Source organism: Helicobacter sp. 13S00482-2 (assembly GCF_002272795.1).
Taxonomy (GTDB): Bacteria; Campylobacterota; Campylobacteria; order Campylobacterales; family Helicobacteraceae; genus Helicobacter_J.
The window spans coordinates 39,768-62,355 of sequence record NZ_MLAT01000005.1; the positions used below are offsets into that span (position 1 = coordinate 39,768).

Annotated in this window: 13 protein-coding genes; all 13 read left to right on the plus strand. The window is 31.3% G+C overall.

All coding sequences use genetic code 11. The annotated features are described in order from the left end of the window. Positions 1-3,585 carry an EAL domain-containing protein gene (locus BKH42_RS03630; RefSeq protein WP_095295007.1) on the plus strand — a complete coding sequence of 1,195 codons (3,585 nt, stop codon included), beginning with the start codon at positions 1-3 and terminating at the stop codon, positions 3,583-3,585. Then, the gene (locus BKH42_RS03635) at positions 3,566-5,353 is read left to right on the plus strand and encodes a TraM recognition domain-containing protein (protein WP_095295010.1); all 1,788 of its coding nucleotides are present in this window, start codon (positions 3,566-3,568) and stop codon (positions 5,351-5,353) included. The genes BKH42_RS03630 and BKH42_RS03635 overlap by 20 nt, the downstream gene beginning before the upstream one ends. Next, on the plus strand, positions 5,346-6,629 hold the full coding sequence (locus tag BKH42_RS03640) for a MoxR family ATPase (protein ID WP_095295012.1): 1,284 nt from the start codon (positions 5,346-5,348) through the stop codon (positions 6,627-6,629). The genes BKH42_RS03635 and BKH42_RS03640 overlap by 8 nt, the downstream gene beginning before the upstream one ends. Further along, a complete protein-coding gene (locus BKH42_RS03645; RefSeq protein ID WP_095295014.1) occupies positions 6,622-7,761 on the plus strand; it encodes a hypothetical protein in 1,140 nt (379 codons plus the stop codon). Before BKH42_RS03640 ends, BKH42_RS03645 begins: the two co-directional genes overlap by 8 nt. Continuing rightward, positions 7,748-9,508 carry a conjugal transfer protein TraH gene (locus BKH42_RS03650; RefSeq protein ID WP_095295016.1) on the plus strand — a complete coding sequence of 587 codons (1,761 nt, stop codon included), beginning with the start codon at positions 7,748-7,750 and terminating at the stop codon, positions 9,506-9,508. Before BKH42_RS03645 ends, BKH42_RS03650 begins: the two co-directional genes overlap by 14 nt. Further along, positions 9,508-10,218, plus strand: coding sequence for a hypothetical protein (locus BKH42_RS03655; protein WP_143428559.1), 711 nt, complete (start codon positions 9,508-9,510; stop codon positions 10,216-10,218). Before BKH42_RS03650 ends, BKH42_RS03655 begins: the two co-directional genes overlap by 1 nt. A gap of 2 nt (positions 10,219-10,220) precedes the next feature. Next, entirely contained in the window at positions 10,221-10,736 is a 516-nt protein-coding gene (locus BKH42_RS03660) for a hypothetical protein (RefSeq protein WP_095295020.1), read from the plus strand. Between the two features lie 106 nt (positions 10,737-10,842). After that, entirely contained in the window at positions 10,843-11,553 is a 711-nt protein-coding gene (locus tag BKH42_RS03665) for a hypothetical protein (protein ID WP_143428560.1), read from the plus strand. 59 nt (positions 11,554-11,612) lie between these two features. Beyond that, positions 11,613-12,203 carry a hypothetical protein gene (locus BKH42_RS03670; RefSeq protein ID WP_095295024.1) on the plus strand — a complete coding sequence of 197 codons (591 nt, stop codon included), beginning with the start codon at positions 11,613-11,615 and terminating at the stop codon, positions 12,201-12,203. Next, positions 12,200-13,315, plus strand: coding sequence for a TraU family protein (locus tag BKH42_RS03675; RefSeq protein ID WP_095295026.1), 1,116 nt, complete (start codon positions 12,200-12,202; stop codon positions 13,313-13,315). The genes BKH42_RS03670 and BKH42_RS03675 overlap by 4 nt, the downstream gene beginning before the upstream one ends. Before the next feature lie 10 nt (positions 13,316-13,325). Continuing rightward, positions 13,326-13,889, plus strand: a complete 564-nt coding sequence (locus BKH42_RS03680; protein WP_095295028.1) for a TrbC family F-type conjugative pilus assembly protein — start codon at positions 13,326-13,328, stop codon at positions 13,887-13,889. Between the two features lie 15 nt (positions 13,890-13,904). After that, positions 13,905-19,607, plus strand: a complete 5,703-nt coding sequence (locus BKH42_RS03685) for a hypothetical protein (RefSeq protein ID WP_095295030.1) — start codon at positions 13,905-13,907, stop codon at positions 19,605-19,607. Next, positions 19,586-22,537, plus strand: coding sequence for a hypothetical protein (locus BKH42_RS03690; RefSeq protein ID WP_095295032.1), 2,952 nt, complete (start codon positions 19,586-19,588; stop codon positions 22,535-22,537). The genes BKH42_RS03685 and BKH42_RS03690 overlap by 22 nt, the downstream gene beginning before the upstream one ends. The last annotated feature ends 51 nt before the right edge of the window (positions 22,538-22,588 follow it).

The window sequence follows — 22,588 nt, forward strand, 5'->3', positions numbered from 1 at the left end:
ATGATGTGGAAAATCTATTTAGCCATTATTTTTGCAGGCGTTGGCTTATTTTTCTATCTGAAAAACCCAAGAAATATAAAAAAAATTTCGCCCATTATAAAGAAGATTTGGAATCTTGTTTTTCCAGATGACTGGCAAGAAAATCTTGATTCTTTAGAACAGCAAAAAATTAGAGCTCTTAATGAGACAGGTTCTATCTCAAAAATGCTTTTACTGCAGTCTTATCAAAAAATTGATAAAGACTTTGGATTCTTTTATCTGATAACTGGAAGAATTGGAGTGGGTCTAGAGTTAAATCTTTCTTCTATGCTTTCTGAAAAAGCAATTAAAGAAATTCAAGGTGTTTTAAGCTCTATCAATATAAGAGATGTTGCTATGCAGATAATAACCTATGCGTCTAGCGATATTCAATATTATGTAGAAAATATTGAAAATTCTTGTCATTGTGATTCTAAAATAGGCAATATTGAAAATCTTGAATTGATGAGAGATGAGAGAATAAAAAAAACAAAACAGTGGTCTAAAAATAGTATGTTATCTGAAGAGTCAGGTGCTGATTTAAGGGCTAGAAACTTTATTAATATGATAATCTTTATTTTTCCACCAGAAGCTAATTTAAGAAAAATAAGGAGTCTGATGAATACAATCAGAGGAATACTAGAGTCTTTTTCGCCAAGATTGCTTTCCCCCACAATTGTTGCAAAAATTTATGGAGAAATATTAAGAGAAGATTCAAGTTTGAAGGATTATGATATTCACAAGAAAATGAATGTTCAATTAGCTAAAAATGCTCATGTTAGAATTGATCGAGATGATGGCTTGTTAAAGATTGGTAGAAAAACATACGCTAAAGTTTTGACAACTGATAAATATCCTTCTTTTACTAGTTCTTATGAAGTTTCAAATGCTTTTTTTGCATTTGAGGGCGAGTATCAGATCCCTATTGCCACACCTTTTTTAGCATCTTTAACTGTTCATATTGATAATCCTGTAAAAGCAAAAAGAAAGATTTTAGATAAGGCTAGATGGAATATTGGACAAGTTAAAAAAATTGGTGGAGAAGAATTTCTCAAATTTCCATCTTTGTCTAAAGTTATAAAAGAAAGCAAGGAGGTCATTGAATATGTTGAAGAAGAAGATCAAATGCCATATGATGCAATGTTTTCAATAACTGTTTTTGATACCAATCAGGACAATCTAGAACAATCTATTGGACGATTGAAGACAAAATTCAAAGCAATAAAAGTTGGTGGCTGGGAGGTCAATGAAGAAAAATTTGGCTTGATCGCTTATCAATCCCTCTTATGGTCTTTACCCTTTCAATTCGATCTTGAGACAAAAGAGCATTTAAAAAGATTTGATTTAATGTTTAACTCAAATATCACCTCAATTGTTCCTTTAATATCTTCTTTTAAGGGAGTTGGAGCCCCAATTCTTAGATTTTTTGCAAGAACAGGGCAAGTTGTGGGAATTGATTTTTGGGCTGGTAGAGAAAACTATAATGTTTGCATCATAGGTCCTTCTGGTTCTGGAAAATCATTTTTGAGCAACAGTATTCAAGCCTCGCATCTTCAAGCGGGTGTTAAAGTTACAATTTTCGATAAAGGGCGTTCATATCTTCCGCTTTGCCAAGAGCTTGGCGGAGAATTTATAGACTTTGCTAAAGTAGATGAAAAAGGTAAACCAAATATCAAGTGCCTAAATTTTTTCACAAACATGCAAACTGTTTTAAAAGATCCTGAAAGTTTTGGTGGTGGAGACAGGATTGTGTTAAGCTATGCTTCTTTTAGAAAAAGCGATCTTTTAAGAGAAGATGGAAAAATTGAGGCCATTGAGGAAGATTCCTTTCAAGCTCTTGTTCTTATTATCGGGATTATGTGCGGTCAAGATTATTCTTCAGGTATAAAAAATCAAATTGGACATAATGATAATTCAACTAAGAGCATTATGCAAAATCTTATAGAAGAGGCCTTAATGAGTGCTTTCTATAAAAAAGGCAGAGAAGCGGGAATGAGGGAAGTTGGAGAAGCATTAAGCGAATTTAAAGATATTGCAATGAAAAAAAATGAAGTAGAAATTGCAAATGAACTCAATAAGCTCATTTTGGCTTTAACAGCTTTTACTTCACCGAGCGGAAAGTTTTTTAGCTATTTTAATGGAGCTTGTAATATAAACCTTGAAAATGATTTCACTCTTTTAGAGCTTGATGATTTAACCAACAAGGGAAACCTATATCATTTAGTTTTAATGAGTATGCTAGAGCGTTGTGCTTCGGACATGTATTTTGATAGAACGAAGAAGAAAAGTATTGTTGTTGATGAAGCGGCAGATGCCTTAAGCGATATGACTTATGCTAAATATTTTGCTGACTTTTGTAGAAGAGTAAGAAAATATGGAGGATCAATGATGACAATCACACAAGGTGTTCGAGATTATATGGCAAATTCTTTTTCAGAGGCCGTTTGGACAAACTCTTCACATAAGATGCTCTTAAGGCTTAATCCAAATGAAATTGCTAAAGGCTTTGAAAGCGGAGGGTTATTTTCTGGATACTCTGATTTAACTAGAATACAAATGAGTTCAGTTTCTAATAGAGCACCTGAATATTCTGAATTTTTATACATTAGTGATAACGGGTTTTCTGAAGTTCTGATTTTAAAGGCAACTTCTCAAGAGGCTTCAATGTTTACGACTAACCCTTTAGAGCAAAAGCAAAAAAAAGATCTCCAAGAGCAATATGGATTAACACCTCAACAAGCCACAGGTCTTTTTGGATACCTTAAAGAGGGTATTGATATACAAGAGGGCTTAAAAAATGTTAAAGAAAAGAACAAAAAAGGAACAACAGAGTTTTGGCTCAATAAGATCAGATCAAGTTTTAATAAAGACCAAATAATTCCATTTGCTCAGAAAGTTTGCGATGAAGAGGGAAACGTTATATACTATGAAACTTTTTTGAGGATTCTTGATGAGGGAGATGTTTATAGCCCTAAGGATTTTTTAGAGACAGCCATTGAGCAGGAACTTCTAGGAATGATTTTTAGGAGACATCTAAAAAAGTGTATTAATTTTTTCAAACCTCTTTCTCAAAAATTTTCTATTAATTTTCATATTACAGAAATCAATGATCATCTTTTGGATTCCTTAGATGAGCTTTTCGAGGACAACGATAAAGGATTGCTTATTTTAGAAATAGAGGCAAAGAATATTAAAAATAAAGATGTTTTCGATTTTTGCGTCAAGGCAAAAAACAAAGGATTTTTGATTGCTCTAGACAATATAGATTTCAATATTAAATTAGTAGACCTAGAGATTCTTCGACCAAATTTTATAAAAATTGATGGAGCTCTTGTTTTGAGTGCATATAACAATGAGACCGATAGAAATAAAATTTACATTTTTTCTCAAATCGCTAAAACTTTTAACATGTTAGAAATTGCTAGTCATATTGAAAATAGAAAATTGCAAGAAATGAGCAAGGGTATTGGAATTAATCTCTATCAAGGTTTTTATTTTCAGGAACCACAAAGTATTTTAGATATATTTAATATAAAGGATTCAAAAGATGCTGTTTTGCAGTCTTGAAGAGAAATTATTAAAAGCCCATAACGAGCTTAAAGATTTTGAGAGAAAAATAAACACTAAAAAGTTGGATATCAAAAAAGAAAGAATCAAAGCTAAAAAAGAAAAACTTGTGCAAAAAAAATATGATATTGAAGAAGAATATATCACAAGGCATAATAAGGAAGGACTATATGTAGGGATTGGAGTAAATCTGCAGACCTTAAAAAAAGAGCCCTTGCTTTTGCCCTGGAAAAACTTTTACAACCATTCAGCAATTTTTGGAACGACTCAGGTTGGTAAAACAAAATTCCTATTAAGTTTTGTTCGTCAAAATATACTCAAAGGAGATAATGTTTTGATTATGGATCCAAAAGCTGGAAAAGAGCATGAAATTTTAAATAAATTATTTGAATTTGTTCATGAAGCTGATAGGCACAAAGATTTTTCATATATCAACCCACTATCTCCAAAATCAACAGACTATTTTAACCCACTATATGGATTAGGAGATGATGAAATCGCTTCTTTGATTGCAACAATCCTTTACCCTAATCCTCAAGGAGATGGAGAGTTTTATTCTGGAAATGCTTTTGCTATTTTAAAAGTTGTACTTTATTCCTTGTCTTTTTTGGAAAAGATAGGCGATGAGGATGGAGAGTATCGAAAAAAAAAGGAAAAAGAGGAATACATTAAATATATCAAACTAATGGAGTTGCGAAATGAGAATTTAAGGTCTTATGATTTTAAAAATGAATTAATGTTTCCAGATGTTGCTGAAAAGCTTTTTGCAGAGATGAAGGATTTTGAAATAGAGGAAGAGGGAATTTTTAATAGAAGCTTTTTGACATTTCAGGACTTGCTTTATTACACAACAGTTGAAAAATTAAAAATCCTAAAAGAGACGGTTTTTGCAATTCCTGTAGACAAAAAAGATTTTGAGCTAATGAGAATAAAAAAAGAGCTCGTACTGTTATGGGAAAAAATTGATGAAATTTCACCTGAACACCGAGCAAAAATTTCAGTTTCACTGTCGAATTTTTTGAGTAATATAGGAACAGGAGAGTTGGGAAAAATATTTTGCACTATTAAAATCAATCCTATTTTATCAAAAATAGCCAATCCCGAAAGAGGCTTAATTTTACTTTTACACCCATTCCCATTAAAGTTTAAAAAGATCTCTGAATTCGTAAATAAGATTCTCATTAAAGTTTTTGAATCATTATTTGGGATTGTGAGTGTCAGTGGTAGAATGCTTGGCAATAAGAGGCTTTGGGCACATTTAGATGAGGGGGAAGCTGCTATTTATCCTGGTATTGAGAGTCTTTTAAATAAAGGGGCAGGTTTAGGATTTACAATTAATATTTATACTCAGTCTTTAGCAGATCTTGAATCAAAAATGGGGACAATCTTAGCAAAAGTTTCTAGAGATTCTTTGAATACTTATTTTGTTTTAAAAATGAATGAAGAACACAGTATTGATAGCATGATCAGAGCTTTTGGAATTATAAATACAACAAACACAAATATAGTTGGTGGTTCTAGAGGAATGGGAATTAATTTTTCTAGATCTACTGAGAGTATCTTAAACTCTAGTTCTATCATGAACTTACAACCCGCTGAAGGATTTGTGAAAAATATGGGCAAATACTGGAAGGTTAATTTTCCAATTATGCCAGATAGGGATTCAAGGTATTTAATAGAACCCGAAACGACTGAAGATGAAAAAATGTTTAGAAGAATGATTGAGCTTGAGAAAGAATTAGAGAAGCTAGGAGAAGCAGATGTATAAAGAAAAGATAATTCGTTTGATTTCTGAATTAGAAACTAAGCTTATCGAGAGAGAAGAATTTATTCGTCTTTCGATTTTATGCATCTTTTCTAGACAACATTTATTTTTTATTGGAGCACCAGGTGTTGCCAAAACTTATGCAGTTGAAATTATGTCAAAAATTTTTACTGATTCGGTATTTTGGCAAAAAACATTAAGTGCCAAAACTGAAGAATCCGATTTTCTTGGGAATAAAAAAGATACACCTAAAGAAGAAACGATTTTAGGAGCAAACTTTTTATTCTTTGATGAAATGTTTAAAGCCCCTGATGATACTTTGGTAGCACTACTTTCAGTCTTAAATGAGCGATATTATACTATTGGCGGGAAACCTTATCCAATTCCTTTATACACATTATTTTCTGCAAGTAATGAAATCCCCGCAACTGAAAAAATTGAACCTTTTACAGATAGGCTTTTAATTTGGTATCGAGTTGAAGAGATTTTAAAAAGTGAAAACAGAAATAGATTTTATCGAAATGAATTTGGTGGGAACAAAAACTTCTTGAATACTTTTTCGCTTAAAGATATTGATGAGGTTTGTCAAAAAGCCGAGAGAGTAAAATTAAATAATGAGATTTTGGAGATCTATGAAAAAATAAGAATCAATCTAAAAACATCTTTTTTGGGTGTGTCCGATAGAAAAATGGGGCCAAAATATATTCTTCAAGCACTAAAGGTCAGTGCTGTTTTAAATGATAGAGATGCTGTCAATCATTCAGATTTATTATTGATGAGACACATGCTTTGGACAGATGATAAAAAACGTAATCGCGTGTTTGAGATTGTGGAAAAAACAATTTTAGGAGACAAAGTAAATATTCAAACCAGAATTGGAGTTATCAAGAAAAAATTTGAGGATTTTAACAATGATTTTGATAGATCTAATTTTAAGTTCTTAAATCACCAATTGTTTATTACAAAGAGCGAAGTCTTTAATCAGTCTATTCAGAATTGCTATGAGTTTGAGAGGTTGTTGACCCAGCTTGAAGAAGAGAGTAAAATTATCGAGGATTTTTATAAAAAAACAATTCAAATACAAAAAGAGATTGAAGATAATATTTTATGCTGGAAGAATAGACATTTTGCTTTCACTCAAGAAACTTTAGATTTGTTTTATAACTGCTCATCAATGATAAGAGTTAAGCTAAAGGCTCTAAAGACATTTATTGAGCAAAATAACGATTTGTATTCTTATCAAAAAAATCAATACAAAAAAGGAGTACGACATGTATAAAAAAATAATTGCTATAGGTTTGATGGTGTTTTGCTCTCAATCTCTTTTTGCTCAAAAAGAGGAAAAGATTGGAAGAGGGTGGCTTCAATATGATGATCCTGCTCAACAAAAAGAACAAAAAGATCTAGGTAAAAATAGTGAAAAGGAGATTTTATTGGCAATTTTGAAAGAACAAAGAAAGCAAACTGAGATTCAAATGCAAATTCTTGATATTTTAAAGGTGACTAATGACCTACCAGAGATAATTGAAGTTAATGGGAAAAAATGTCTTTCAAATTCTTCAGTAGATTGTTTTAAAATGCCTATCATTAAAGATGCTGCTAGGATTCCTGTAATGAAAAAATGGTTAGAAGAACCTACTATTGAGAATGCTTTAGCTTATTATAAATGGCAAACTAAATACCTTAATCAAACTTTTGATGTGGGCTATTCATTAAATCTAGCTTCTATTTCTACTCCTCCTGAGATGAGCAATATTCCTAGCTATGCTCAGACAAATGGAACCAAGTTAGCAGAAGATCAAAAGAATGAATATATCTTTAATAAGGTTTTAAAGAGTCTATCTAAAAATATGGAGCTAGATATTTTGTTAGGAAAAACTTTTGGTTATGATATTGATAAGGCGATTAGAATTTTTGACATTTATGATAATTATAAATCCATTGGAGTTAAAGTTAAGTTTGTGTTTGAAAATGAGGATTCTTTAAATAAGTTTGCTTATGCCAACAAATCAGCTCCAGCTGAAATATATGGAGAAAGATGGGCAAAGATAGATTCTAGGGATAAAATCATTTCTCAAAATAGTTTTAAAGATAAAGATGTTTCAATTTATGCCACACCAATGTATATTCTACGTTTTAATGATCTAAAAAAGAACATTCATTTTTCGCAAATTTTAGGTGTTGGAAAAGATGATTTTGAGGTTATTTTTAAATCAAACATAAGGGCTTTGATTCTTTTTAAGGTCATCAAACCAAAAGACATTAATGGAATTAAAACCGAAAAAATGAATACTGAGACGATGATTAAAGAACTCAATGGTATGAACTTTATCAATGAGCAAGGAAAAAAAGAAAAAGCACAATATTTTAAACAACTTTTGGAAAAGGAGATAAAAGATGATCAAAAATAAAAGAACACTATCTTTGATTTTATGTGTAGGGTTGTTAGGAAATCCATTAATGGCAAATGTGTTTGATTCTTTTGGAAAAGGCTTTACTGACAGGTTGGATATTAATACAAAAAATGATGGAAAGGATCTTGGTTTTAGCAATATCACAGCTCCAGGAGAAATTAGAGATGGTGGTGAAAGTACTTTCTTTGGTGGGAATATTGAATTTAGATTTGACAATAAAATGAACATGATAAAGCCATGGTTGGATTTTGAAGTTCCTGGCATCAAAGCTGGTTGTAATGGATTTTCTGTTAATGGTGGTTTTGCTAGTTTGATGGATTTAAACGATATTGCTGAGCAGCTTGGAAATGCATCAGGAGCTATTGTTTGGGGTTTAGTTGTTGGACTTATTAATTCCATGCCAACTTTAGAACATACATTTTCAAAAATCAAAGAATGGATACAGAATATTCAAGATATGATCAGAAATGCTTGTAACTTTACTTCTAAACTAACACAAGATGCATTGAAGGGTTCATCGTTCCCAAAAACTGCACAAAAAGTTTTTGATGAACCAAGCGACCTTATAGATAAAAGTGAAGATAAGCTTAAAAAGATTTTTAAGGACAAGATTTCTGGAACAAACACTAGCCCGACAGATGCAGATTCTGAAAAAATAGCAAAGACTTTTGAAGATGGTCTTAGTGTTTATTATTTTGTTCGAGGTTCAGCTGGAGACTTTTTGTTTGATAAATTTATGCTAGATGAGAAATCCTTTAAGGCTTTAAGTGATGATGAGAAAAAGAAAAAAAGAGAGATAACTGAACAGGTAATCAAAGATGATGATGATATAAGTTTTAATTATTTATTATTTGTTAATATTTTTGGCGAAAGTGCTATTTCTCCTAAACTGAACTTCTTTTATAAGAATTACGGCAATGTCATGTCTGATTTGATTGCTGTAGGAAAAATCGATACTAAAGCTAAAGGATCAGCTAGAATGGCTTTAAAAGAAAATGCTTTGGAAAAAATAGCTACAGATAATGTTGAAGCCGCAAAAGAAGGAGGATTAAACGGCGGTGTTGATTTAGGTAAGGTTTTGGAGCCTAAGATGCTTCCTTCTCCAATTCAAAAAGTAAATATCATTAACACTCTGCTTAATGGAAACAGGAAGAAAGAGCTTAGACTCTACCCTATTAAAATTTTATATGCTCAAGTGCAAGGAAAAACAGGGGCAATGCATAATCTTTTAGCACCTATTGTTTTTGAAGACAAAATGATAACTACCAAGTGGACTGGATTGATTGATATGGCTAAAGAAAAAATTAGATGCCTAGTCAAGGGCAATAAAGACAAAACTTGCGGAGAGAATAATAGCCATGTCACCCTGATTGTTCCTGGAACGGAAAGAATCGTTGAAACCATTAAAATGCAAGATCAAGTTGAGAGAGAAGCTAAAGCATCAACAAATGGAAATTTTGGAGCTCAAACAGAAGATTTAATTCAAGCTTTTGCTCGATACAATGCTTATCTTTATGCTAAATTCTTATTGCAAAATTTAATGGATCAAAAGAGAAAGAACTCTGCAGGTAATGAAGTTAAAGAAGAAGAAATAAAAGAGTCTGAAATTATTGAAAATACTCTAACGTCATATCTTGAAGAAATCAAAGAACTATCCATAGGAGATTTAAAAACAATCAAAGAATTTAAAGATTTTTTCAAAGAACTTGATAAAGATCTAAAAGAAGAAAGAGCAAAAAAATGATGAAAACTTTATTTTTTATTTTTTTAATGGCTTCTTTTGTGGTAGCTGAACATTCTTTGATTCCAAATATTAGGATCGGAGGAGATATTTTAAAAAATCCAAATTTTAAGGAAGATAATTTAGAAGAAAGTCTTTTGTATTTAGAGAATCATATTGGAGGAGACTCTTTTTTACTGGAAGCCAACCTTTATGAATTAGGTTCTTCTGATGGTAAAATCAAGCCCGATTTGAATCGCTCTTTAAAAGCTTATGAAAAGCTATATAAACAAGGAAATCCTATTGCTGCTTTTAAGATAGGCATGTTTGCTTGGGAAATTAAAAAAAATCCTAAAGACATAGATATAGATTTAATCAAGATAGTTAAACATATTGATGGGTTAGATCCTGTTGTTTATTTTAAAAAAGGCTCTGAAATGAACTCAAATTATCGTTATCGTTCACTCACTCCTCTTTTGAGAAAAACATTAGGTATCTATATCTTTAGTGAGTTAAAGGATTATAAGAAAACTATAGAGATTATGAGTGATCCTTCTGTGTCTTCTAGTGCTGGAGCTCAAATCTATCTAGCTTTTGCTTACTATGAGTTAAGAAACGAGAAATTGGCGAATTTTTTTTTAAATAAGGCTTGTAATAACCTTAAAAAAGGACAAGATATTGCAATGTTCTGTATGGATTCAAAAGCTATTAACAGACAGAACATGGGAGAATAAAAATGAAGTTATTTAAAACTGTTTTATTAGGACTATTACCCATAGGATTGTTTGCTCAAAATTGCGAAGTTGGTTATAAAGTTCTTTATACGATTGCAAGTGTTGAGCGGCATCCTAAAAGGGATATTGGCTATCCTTATTTAATTAGTTTTAATAAAACTTCCCAGATGATTTATTTATCAAAAATCAAGCCAAAACCAAAATATAAAATTCTTGATAGTAGAACTATTGATTGCATGGATCTAAGAAATTGTGTTTTTATTTATAGAGAGTTAAAAAAAAGAGCTATAAAGAACCTTGATTTAGGGGCATTCCAAATCAATCCTATATATCATAAATATAAAGATATGGATTATTTTGCTCTTAAAAACTCTCTTTTAATCGCTTGTTCGATTGTAACTAATCTGAAAAATAAATATGGATGGTCTTGGAAATCTTTAGCTAAATATCATTCTCATAAAAAAGAAAATAATCTCAAATATCAATATTATTTAAAACGTTATGCACTAGGAAAATAAAACTATGATTAAGAATTGCTACTCACAATATAACCTCTTGCTAAAAGTAACAAGAGGCCTCCAAAACTATTGCCAAATCTTGATTATTAATTCAAGAAGTGATACAATGACGTTTAGAATTGTTAGTAGCAATTCAAGGAACTTCATAAGAAACACCTTTTTAAGGTTGTTCAAATTTATCCCTCGAGGTTGTTCTCCTCAAGGGATAGCAACCTCAAATATTATTTTATCAAAATTTTTCTTTCTTTTTTTATTTGTTCTTATAAGCATCAATGCTTATGCGGAAGATTTTAAAAACAAATACTCTTCAAATATTCCACTTGAACAAGAATACATAAAATCTTTTGCAAAAGATATAGACGTAAAAATTACCCCCACTCCCTTGTATGAAAAAGCGATGGAACTATATTATCTAGAAAAAAATTATAAAAATAATGCGTTGATAAGAACTCAAAAAAATGAGAAAATAAAACTCAAAATACCAGATTTTCCAAAAATACTAGATGTTTTTTTAAAAAGTTTTAGAGAAGAGCACAATCTAGCTAGTATTTATATGGCTGCAAGAATGCTTGAATTTATTGGTTTAGATGATTTTAAAAATCAGGCTCTTTATTTTGACTTGATGAATACCTTAGCACAGAACAATAACTGTAAAGGGTTAGAGAGAGTGGGAGTGTATTATTATTATGGAAAGGGCGGGGTGATTGAAGATAAAAAAGCTGCGATGAGTCTTCTTAAAAAGGCTTCAAAAGTTTGTTCAAATACTATTTATCGCTACTCCATTGATTATGTATTAAGTAAAGGAGATGAAAAATGATCGATTTGAAACAAACAGATCAAAACGATGATTATATATTTTTATATTGGGAGTAGAAAATGATTAAAAAGATCTTATTAATACTGCTTTTTATTACAAATGCATTTGCTTATTATGATTTTGGAGTACTTGGAAATACTTATATTATAGAGGAACCTGATGCACTTGAAGAGATGAAAAAGGCTTATGAGCAGACAGATAAGAAAGCACTTAAAAAAGAATTGATTGATGAATACAAGAAGAACCTAGTAGGCAATATCCATCTTCCTTATTGTAAAAAAAACTCTACAAGAAAGATTGATCTTTTTAACAAGAGGGCTCCTTATGATATTGATATAGAAGAAGTGGATATTCATATTAAAGCAGGTACTCCTTTGAGTGATTTTTATCAAAATGTTCATTTAAAATATGCTTTAATGAATGCAACTTCCCCCGATGAATTTTCTTGGCTCAAATCTCAAAAAGTGCAAAATGTCATTATCACTGAAGGCATTTTAGATGAATTAAAAAAATATTCTCAAAAATTCATACTAAATACAACCTTGAAAGATGCTTTTGAGTTTAAATGCACTCCCACTATTTTTGAAATAAAAAAAGGGGTTTTAAATATCTATGAATATGAAATCAAAAGAAAAGAGGAAGCACAATGAAAAAAATCTTCATTTTTTCTCTGTTCATGTTGCATTTATGCTTTGGAGGACAAGACACTTATGGCTCACAGCCAAGTGATACAGATCCTGCTTCTAATCCAGCAGAATCTTCAAAAACTCCTATGCTAGATTTTTTCAATTCTTTAGATTGGGATATATTTTTTGATAAATTCAAGATTGAGATAGAACCTTGCATTTGTGATAATTCAACTTCTAATATTAATGGAGTTGAAATACCTTTGGGATTTAAAGCCTCATTGATAGAGCCAATCATGGGGATTTCAAGTTCAAATCAACCTGGGGACCTAGTAGGATTAAATATTGATCTAGGGAAGGATCTATTTGATAAAGAAGGAACTTCTCGTGAAGGTTCTAGTGGCTCAGGAGAAACGACAGTTTTTAGACAAATTAATTTCGTTACCTTTCCGTTCATGGCTATGGTTGGATTTGTTTTACCTGAGGCAATTTGTTTTGATAAGACAACTGAAATCACAAGTAGTTATATGAGCGATGTTGATCCTTTATATCAAAATGATATTTTATCTCTAGCAGTAAATACTGGTAAATCTTGGGGCAGGGTATTTTTAATCAACCCCCTTGCAGATCTTGCTTGTGTTGCTGATTGTGCGGCATCAACAGCGGGTTATCCTATTAATAGTCTTTATTGGTGCGATGGGTGTAGAGGAAATATTGGAGGAACAGATACTGGATATACCAAAACAGGAGATCCGATTGAGAATTCTGAAATGATTATTTTCAGACAAGTTGCTGCAATGCATGAAACATCTAGGCTTTTAAAAACCAGTAATGCCTCTTTTACATTTTTGCCCAATGAGAATATTTCAAAAGGTAAAAATGAAGACAAAAGCCAAAATAAAAGCAAGGGTAAGAAAAAATCATTAGAGTTGCCAAACACGATGTGTAAGGATAAAATATTTCCTCTAATCATTAAGGATCAGTATTATTTACAACTTGCTTATGGGAAGGCCAAACCCTTTGGAGCCATGAGGTTTCATTATGATTTTAAATCCAGCCCTACAGATAAAGACAGATTCTTTTTTTGGCTTTGGCGTGTGAGGGATTATTGTTTTGGACAAACCCATTGTCAATAAAGGAGAGAGCATGATAAAAGTATTGTTTGGTTTATTGCTATTTTTTGGTTTCTCTTATGCAGAAGGTGAATTTTTAAATAAGGATATAGCTAGATCTCTTTTACCTAAAAACCAATTAAAACTTTATGAGAATAAATTGAATTTGATACAACAAAGCAAGGAGAAAAAACTGACTATTTTTTATCTCACGAGTGCTCCTTTAGCTAAGGGGAGTAAGAATTTTAATAAGCTGATAGAAAAAATCAATAAAAATGGTAAAGAGGTCATAGGATTGATTATTCTAAGGGGATTTCCAAAAAAAGAAAAAATAATGGATTTCCTAATGAATACCTATGAAAAAGGAGTGGGTGGCACCATTAAAATACACCCTCTTATTTTTAACACTTTTAAAGTTACAAAAGTCCCAGCTTTTGCTCTTTCTTATTGCCCGACAAATGAAAACTTTGCATTTAGAGATTGTGAAAATAAATTTTTGGCCATAGGGGATATTACCTTGACCGACTTTTTTAAAATGGTGAGTGATTATGATAAAAATTATGAGAGCTACTATTTTACGCTCATAGAGCCAAAATAACTAATGGAGTATTGAATGAAAAAAATCAATATTATTTTTTTGTTAATGATAGGATTGCTTATAGCTCAAGATACCTCAAATATAAGGGATTTATATAACAAGCTTCAAGAGAATGTTTCACAGAGTCCTAATGATTTTCAAACACAAGATCTTCTTAATAAAATGTATCCTCAAGAAGTTCTAGATTCGGCTAATTCTAAAAATCCTGAAAATTTTTATGATTTTAATGTTGCTAAAGAATTTGGATCAAAAACTGATGATAAAGATGATATAGGTGCAAAAGGAATAGGGGGATATATAGAAGCTGAAAAAAAAGATATTAGAAACAAGTTGCTTGAAGTGACGAAACAAAAACTTGGGGGTATTGCAAAATCAACAGGTAGAGTGAGCTGTTACATCACCAGAAGTCAGGGTTTTTTCAAATATCATTGCCCCATCAACAATCAAAATTATGGATTTTCTTCTACCAATCCTACGGATTCTCCACTGAGTGCAAAGACTAACTGTGAAGCCAATTGTTATGATCCTAAAACAACAGCTTGTGTTGCAGTCAAACCTCTTGCAAAACAAATAGATGATAAGGAAAAAAAACAAAAGGTGTTTCAGGCAATTATTTTAAATAAAAAAATCCTCAATGAAACGATCACTAAAGATTTTGATAAAAATATCAAAGTGAAATATTTTGAATTTAACATCAAAAACAATGCAGATATTTATTTGGATTTTTCCTACGAAGATGAAACTGGCTTTAGAAAAGATATGGCAAAAAATCTTCTTTTAAAAGCTCTTGATGATAAGAACTTAACTAATGGGGAGAAAAAAAGATTTTATATCAACTCAAAAGTTTCAAAAGTGATTCTTAATTTCCATGTAGGTAAATTGACAAAAAACAAAAATGGAATGTTTGAATATGAAAAAGTTGATTTGGATAATTTTGCCGATGATGAAAAAATAGATGATGATAAAAATAAACTAATCATCAAGCTAACAGATGGTATTTTATTTACACCACAGACAAAACGTTTTGCCTGTAAAGCCTCTGATGTTTCAAACAAAAAACACCTATTTGTTAAAAGTGATTTAACTGATTTTATAACAGAAGATGGATCAAGGATTTCTCTTGCAAAATCAGTGAGTTCAGGTGATAACGAAGATGGAAGTTTTTCTCAAGAATCTACTTGTTCAGCAACCTGTAGAACCAAGCAAGAATGTACCCTAGTTCAGCCAGAACTTAACATTGAAGAGTTTTTTGGTTTTAGTGAAGATTGTAGCACCTCTACAAAAGCAGGAGCAGAATGTTCTAAGCAAAAATGTATCGATGCAAGAGAAAATGGTGCCCCAATTGTGAATGAAACAATCTATGATGCTAAAGGCAATGCAATTCAAACAATTGTTAATGGAGCAGTTCCTTCTGGAGTGAGCAGACCTAGAATATTAGCTAAAAATGATCGATCTTTTTATGAAGAAAAAATTAAAGAAGAAGCCAAAGATCGTGCTTATAACAACATGTTGAAAGATCATAAATACGTTACAAGCTTACCTATTAAGAACAAAAGAGAAACAACTTACGCTATTAAGACCAAACAAAATTCTCAAAAAACAGAGAATAAGGTTGTTTTAAAAGAAAAAAATATTGATTTGCTTTTAAAGCCTGGTAGTGAATTTTTTGAAAAACAAATGTATATTTATGTGTTGCTGACTCTAGAAACAACCGACATAAATTACTACTACACAAATAAAAAAGGTGTCAAACAAAACTATAAAAGTCGTTTTTATTATATGGTCAAAGATAGGAATACATTAGAGGATTATTTTTTCTCAAGGAAAGGTATTAACTGGTTTCACTCTGATGATTTAGGATTTTTTAGTAAAAATGGGACTGCTCCTGCATTTAAAACTTACAATGTTTTTAAGAAAATAAAAGAAGAAAATGCCAAAAAAGGAGAAAATAAATTTTATATACAAGAGAGAATTTTTGATGATAAAGAGAGTCCTTTAAATGCTTATGGTCCAGTTCGAGTTCGTGGCTATTTGATTTCAAATTCTCAAGGAGCTGATGTTTCCAGCAATGATACAACTTTACATGTCTCAAGAGTCCCCGTTGAAGAATTGCTAATTAATCCAGGCAAAAATTTTCCTAAAAAGAACAATGTTCAATATCTTGCTGGTGATATTCCTGTTCAATACTATCTCACCGTTTTAGCTTCTGATAAACCCCTAAGCTACAAGGAAATTAAAGAAAAAATGATTGATGAAGAAAAAAAATTGAAGCAAAAAAATATCATCTATAATTTTATGGAAATGCCCGATTATATTGTTTCTGAATTAAAAGATGATTCTATCTTGCCTAATGAGAATATTTCTATTTATCTATTTGGTGATGATAAAACCTTATCTGCTTACGCTTCATTTAAGAGCGAGGAGGATTATAAAGAAGCTGGTTATAGTTACTTTTGGTGGGGTGATCCTAAAAAAGAGCAAGGCGATGAGTCAATTATAAGTCTCAAACCTTCAGAAAACGAGCCCTTTAAATATTATCCACAATTACCTAAAGAAGACTCTTTTATTCCTCTTTTTGAAAATTTAGACATCAAAAGTATGGAAAATAAAAATATTAGCTTTGGGTATTCAACTGGTAAGTATAGCGATTCTGATTGCCGGGTTTTTAAAACTAAAAAGGGTCTTCAAACAATATGCCTTCCTTGGTGGGGAATAGAAAGAGAATATGCAGAAAAGAAAGAACCCATTGCTGATAATGCATTTCAAAAATGGATTAAAAAATATGAGTTGCCTTTAGTTTCTAAAATAGTAGATGTTTGCACAAAAGTTGATCCTTATGCAAATGCTTTTTATAATAATGATAAAGAACAAAAAGTGAATTGCACGAGCTATTATGATAAAAATAAAAGTGAGTCTTGTAAAAGCAATCCATATTCAAAAGAGTGTTTCGTAGATACCTGTCCTGCTAAGGTGAAGAATAGTTGTGAATTGTTTAAAACTGATAATTTTGATTCAGAATTACCAGCTATTTTTACTAAAAAAGATCTCAATAGTTTAGATCCAAATAAATTTGATAAAAAATTTGGTGAAGGGAAGGTAGGATTAAAAAGTTATACCTACAAATGTCCTGCCCATTCTGATGTGGAAATTAATAAGGTTTGTTTAAAACAAGAGCAAGTTGAGATGAATCCAGCAAATTGCAATATCAGCCAAGCTTCAAATGAGGAGGATAGGTTAAAATTAAAGAGTAATTGGATTTATTGTTCGACAAATAATCCAATCATGGATTCTTCAGGAAATCTCACTGGTTTTAAAGGTATTTGCCCTAATACAAAAAAAGAAGTGATCTGTGGCATCAAACAGGTCAAGCAAGTGATCAAGACTTGCATTGCTCCTATTTTTAAAGATGAAGCTTACGATGATGTTTCTGTGAGCGAAGAACATGCAAATTGTGATTTTTATTCTATTGCTATAACTGATGAGAACGATGATATTTATAAAAACAATCCTACTTGCCTCAGAAATAATGACGCAGCTGATTCTAGAAAAGGAAAACTCAATGTGAAATTTATAAATGAAAATGTCAATAGGACATTTATTGTTTCTAAAAATTACAAGGACGCACAAGAAGATTTATATTGTCAATATGATGGATTTAAAAGTCCTTTGTTGTCTTCAAAATGTAAAGACGTTCAATCTCAAGGAGGCACATTTATGGATTTCACTACCTCAATAAATGATTCTAAAGAGATTTTATTTGTTGAGCAAGTATCGTCTTTAAATAGTTCTGGAAGAATTAATTTAGGAATTGGAGATTCTTTCAGTGGCACTCTTTATTATCTTAGAAAAGTCCCTTTAAAAATGGATTCAGTTCCAGAACGATGGGAAAATTTTATTATAATAAATGAGGGTATTCCCATAGAGCTTATACACAAAATCAGGGAGTCCTATTATAGAGATGATTTAAATATTTTTTCTCAAAAGCTTATGGGAGAAATAGATTTACACCCATTGGTTTTAATGCCAGAATTTTTTAATACTAATTACAGAACAGAAAATTGGTTTTACTATAAATTTAAAATAGTGCAACCTAAAAGAAAAAACCCTAATTCAATCGCTTGTCATTGTGTGAGCAATTATTGTAGTGGTTTCTGGGATGATATAGGGAAAATTTTTGGAGATTTTGAATTTAAATGTGAGTATCGTTATTATGCCATTAACGCATTAAAACTTTATCAGAATGCTACGGTTGGCTTAAATATATTGTTTCCAACGCCTTCAGATTATGAGATTACTTTTTTTAATAAAGAAAATCTGCCCATTCACACTCAGGAGATCACTAGAAAAGGATTAACTTCAGTTTCAGCTGGGGTGCTCCAAACACTTGCTTTTAATTACAAGATCAGAACTCCAGAACAAAAAGATCTGGATAAAAAAATTGAAGATAAGCAAAAAGAGATCGAAGAAGAAAAAGAACGTATAGCAAAACTACCTCCAATTAAAAAAGTAAAATTAATTCATGATATAAAAAGGTTTGATGAAGAATTTAGAGGAAAAAATCCTCCTGGTGGAGATTGGAATTGTCGTTGTACAGGCAGTTGTGATTGGGGGTGGCTTGTTAAGAGAACTTGGGCTTGTGATAGACAAGAACACCACTATTTTGTTGATTATGATAAAGATCAAGCACAAATTGCTCAAGAGTTAGAAGATATTCAAAAAAGAAATGAAGCAAGAAAGCAGGACTACAAAGATAGATTAAAACAAGCAAATGACAATACAAGAACTTGTAAAAGTAATTTAGAGAACAAATATTCTCTTTGTGAGGCAAACAAGCTTAAGTGGTTTAATGATTCTTTTATTGAGACACATCGTGTCAATAAATATTGGGGAAGCAGTAACTCGCAGCAACAAACCAATCCATATCCAGATAGAGTGATAAGAACAGTGGTTGATTATGAAAGCAAAGAATATGGAAAGATCACTACGATATGGGATCAATATCGTCCTTCTGAAAACTTTTCTATTTCTAATATTGATTGTCAAAAAATTACTGCTACTGGTAAAAATTTGTGCGAGTCAAAGTTTCCTGTTAGTGAACCTATATTTGAGAGCACAAATATTCTAACAAGAACCCATCAAGAAAACAAAGAATTGTATGATAGGTTAAATAATCAGCTCTCACAAAAAATTGACGAAAAAACAATTGGTGCATTGCAGATTGCTTGTGAATTATCGCATGAACCTTTAGCTTGTGAAGCATTTAAAAAAGTACAAAATCCAATTTTGCCTCAAACAAAACTCGGTGAAGTATGTGTCAGTAAATTTGATCCTTCTAAAGTTGGTGATCTGAATTTCAATATTGCAGTGAGCTGTGAACCTTACGATAGTGATCTAAATCGATTAGAGACTGAATTAAAAGATCTTCAAGAGAGTTTGAGAAAAAACTCAAGAAATTGCGTGGGCGATCCATTCTCGCCAGTTGGCGGAGGAACTATTTTTGGCATCAATAGTGTTGATGGTAGTGCTTGTGAACTAGATAGAGGGGAAGAATTTATTACAAAAAATTCCATTTATTCTGTTCGCGTGATTGATAAAGAAACAGGAGCCGTCACTATTAAAAAATTAGAATTTCCTTTGATTTTCCCTAATCGAATTTACTATAGCTATCTTAAAGCTGTTGAAGACAGGAGATACAAATGTTGTACCATCTTAAAATAAAGTTATTTTTAGTATTTCTATTGATGAATGCTATCCAAGCACAAGACACTCAAGAATCTAAATATTATTGCAGGGCTGATAAAAATTATCAAAATTATCAATCAGGTCTTATTAAAGATCTATCTTCGCTAACTGGTTATGATACAAAAGAGGGTTGTGAATCAAATTGTTTTCACACAAAAGCTTGTAAGGTTGTTGAAACAAAAATTGATGTTATAAAAATTGCTAATTCAAAAAATATTAATATCAACTCAATCAATAGTTCTTTGAGTAAAAATTCTGGCAAAATTGTTGGATTTGAATTCATGCTTAGTAAAGAGAATATCACCTTAAGAGATGAAAATCCCTTAAGCATTCTTGAGCTTTTTAAACAATTAAAAACAAAAGAACTTCAAGCTACAAAAGCAAGGGTTCTGATAACCTCTACATCTTTTAAGCTAAGTATCAATAATCAAGACGTGATCGCCATTGATAAGAATTCTTTAATTTCTCCAATAATAACAGCTAAATATATTTATGAAAATGGTAAGTATCGTACTTCTATCACCACTAATTCTTATAATTCTGATGGTAGTTTGAAAAAAAATACTGAAAATAAAGAAGGCAAAATAGATTTTTATAAATTAGTTGGCGTTTCTTTTGATAGTTCTTTTGCAAATATAAATAGTTTTGGAGCTTCCTTTAAGGTGCCTTTAGAAAGAACAGCAGATGGATATTTTGGAGAAAAAATAATCAATTATGAAGGAAGCGCTAGTAATAAAGTCACTATCAATAATAGAGAAATTATTTTTATCACTGAAATCAATGGAAATGATTTGATTAAAGATGTTCATTATATGATTAATTATAATGGTAGTCAATATGAGAATTTTGAAATAAGTCTTTTGATAAAAAATAATGAAAAGCGTTATACCTGTCCTTCAGCAAATCTAGAAAAAAATATTTTTTCTTCAAAAGAAGCTTGTGATAATATTTGCAAGACTTCAGTGTCTTGTCAAATAGAAATACCGAAACCTCCTTTGGAAAATGATTGCACCATAGAGGAGCAACTTTTAGATGGAGTAGGGGATATTGATGGAAAGTATATCTATGAAACAAAGAAAATCATAAAAACTTGTAAAAAGACTCGTAAAAAACAAATTGGGTGTGAGCTTTATGACTATAAAACAACTTTTGCTCCAAATGCTCCAAACTATTTAAAAAATATGCCTCAGCTTGAAACAAATTTGCAAAAAGGAGATTTCTCTAAAGGTGTAGGAGTTTTTGCAAAAGCTTCTGCAGCAGAACAGATTGCTCATATGTTTTCTGGAGAAGAAAATTATTGTGATAGTGGAGTTTTTTTTGACTCACCCAATTGGGTTGAGATTGGCATAAAGTATGGAATAATGATTGGAGGGCCTTTAGTCACTCAAAGCGGTTTTTCTGAAGCTTATAAAGCGGGTTATAAATCAGGCAGTAATGCTATTACTGGTTTTGCTAAAGGGGTTACTGCAGGAGTTTGGAATAATGTAAAAGGAGTTGGACTTGAGATTGTAAAAAATTTTACAAAAGCAGGTTTTGAGACGTTTGGAGAGCAAATAGCCAAAAATGCTGCCATATTTGCTGTTTCTTCGGTGATTAAAAACTCTATTCAGATAAGTAAAGAAATTTATAAAGAAAAAAAATTTGAAGAAAAATTTAAAGATTGGGAAAGAAAATATGGAGCTGCTTATCTTAGTAATGGTGCAAGTGCTGGAGCCAATCAAAAATATATAAAATCTTATGAAGATTTGGGTGGAGCTCATGATGAAGATGATAGGAAGGCAGCAAATTATGCTCAGTGCATGAGCGTGAAATTTAGATTATTCCCCCAAGATATAATGAATTATTATGCAGGACTTTCTCCTGATGATTTAGATGATGAAGAAGAAAAAGATAGGTTGCTCAATCTTTACTATCCTACTAAAAGTTTCGTTGAAATAACTACGAAGGATCTTTACGTTTTAAAAAGTGCAGTAGAAAAAGATAATGCAAATACACTAAAAGAAAAAGAAGCCTATATGAATGCACATTATTCTATCAAAGTTGATGGGAATAAAATATTATTAAAATCCTTAGAGCCTGATGATTATAGGATCGCCGCAGAAACTATTTGTGGGGGTATTGAAACAATTGCTTTTATTCGAAAAAAATATGGTGATAGATTTTTAAATCCAGATTTAGCAAAATTTCCAACAGCAGAGAACTTGCAAAAACAAATAGAAAATCCTCCTCCTCCGCCAACACGAGATGATGACGATGATGATGAGAAAATGGGGCTAAAAGAAATTGCAAAAAAAGCTTTGGATATTACAATACAATCCCTACCTATACCCTATAACTTGATGTTCTCAGTCGTATATGATTACGTAGATTTATTTTCTGAGGGCAATTCCTGTACTGATGAAGACTTTGCGAAAAAACGCAGAAAAAAAGATAGCAAAAGAGGGGAAATGTTTTTCAAAACAAACAAAAGAATAGCCTCAGATCTATGTTTTTTAAAAAAGACAGATGATGATATTTGGCATTATGGGCTATTCCCTTCTTTGAAGAGAGATAGAGACTATTATTGTTGCTATGACCAGAAACTCACGAAAATTTTCGCACAAGGCATCATGAGCCAACTTGGAAAAAATCTAAATAGTGAAAGTTGTTCAAATCTTAGAATAGAGGATATTAATAAAATAAGTTTTACTGAGTGTGAAAATGGGCAAGATCCTCAAAAAGATAAATGCTTCCCAAAAGATAAGTTCAATGAACTCAAAGAAACAATCTTGCAAGGTGGAAATATTGGCAGTGATGAATTACTAGGCAATATCATTAAATCAACTCTTCAATTAAAAGAAAAATTAGAAGATCCTGATCCTATTGATCCAAAGGATATTAGAGATACACAAGGAGGGAACATGTAAAATATATATTATATAGACAAAATTTTTGGTTTCAGTATTTTTTATTCATTT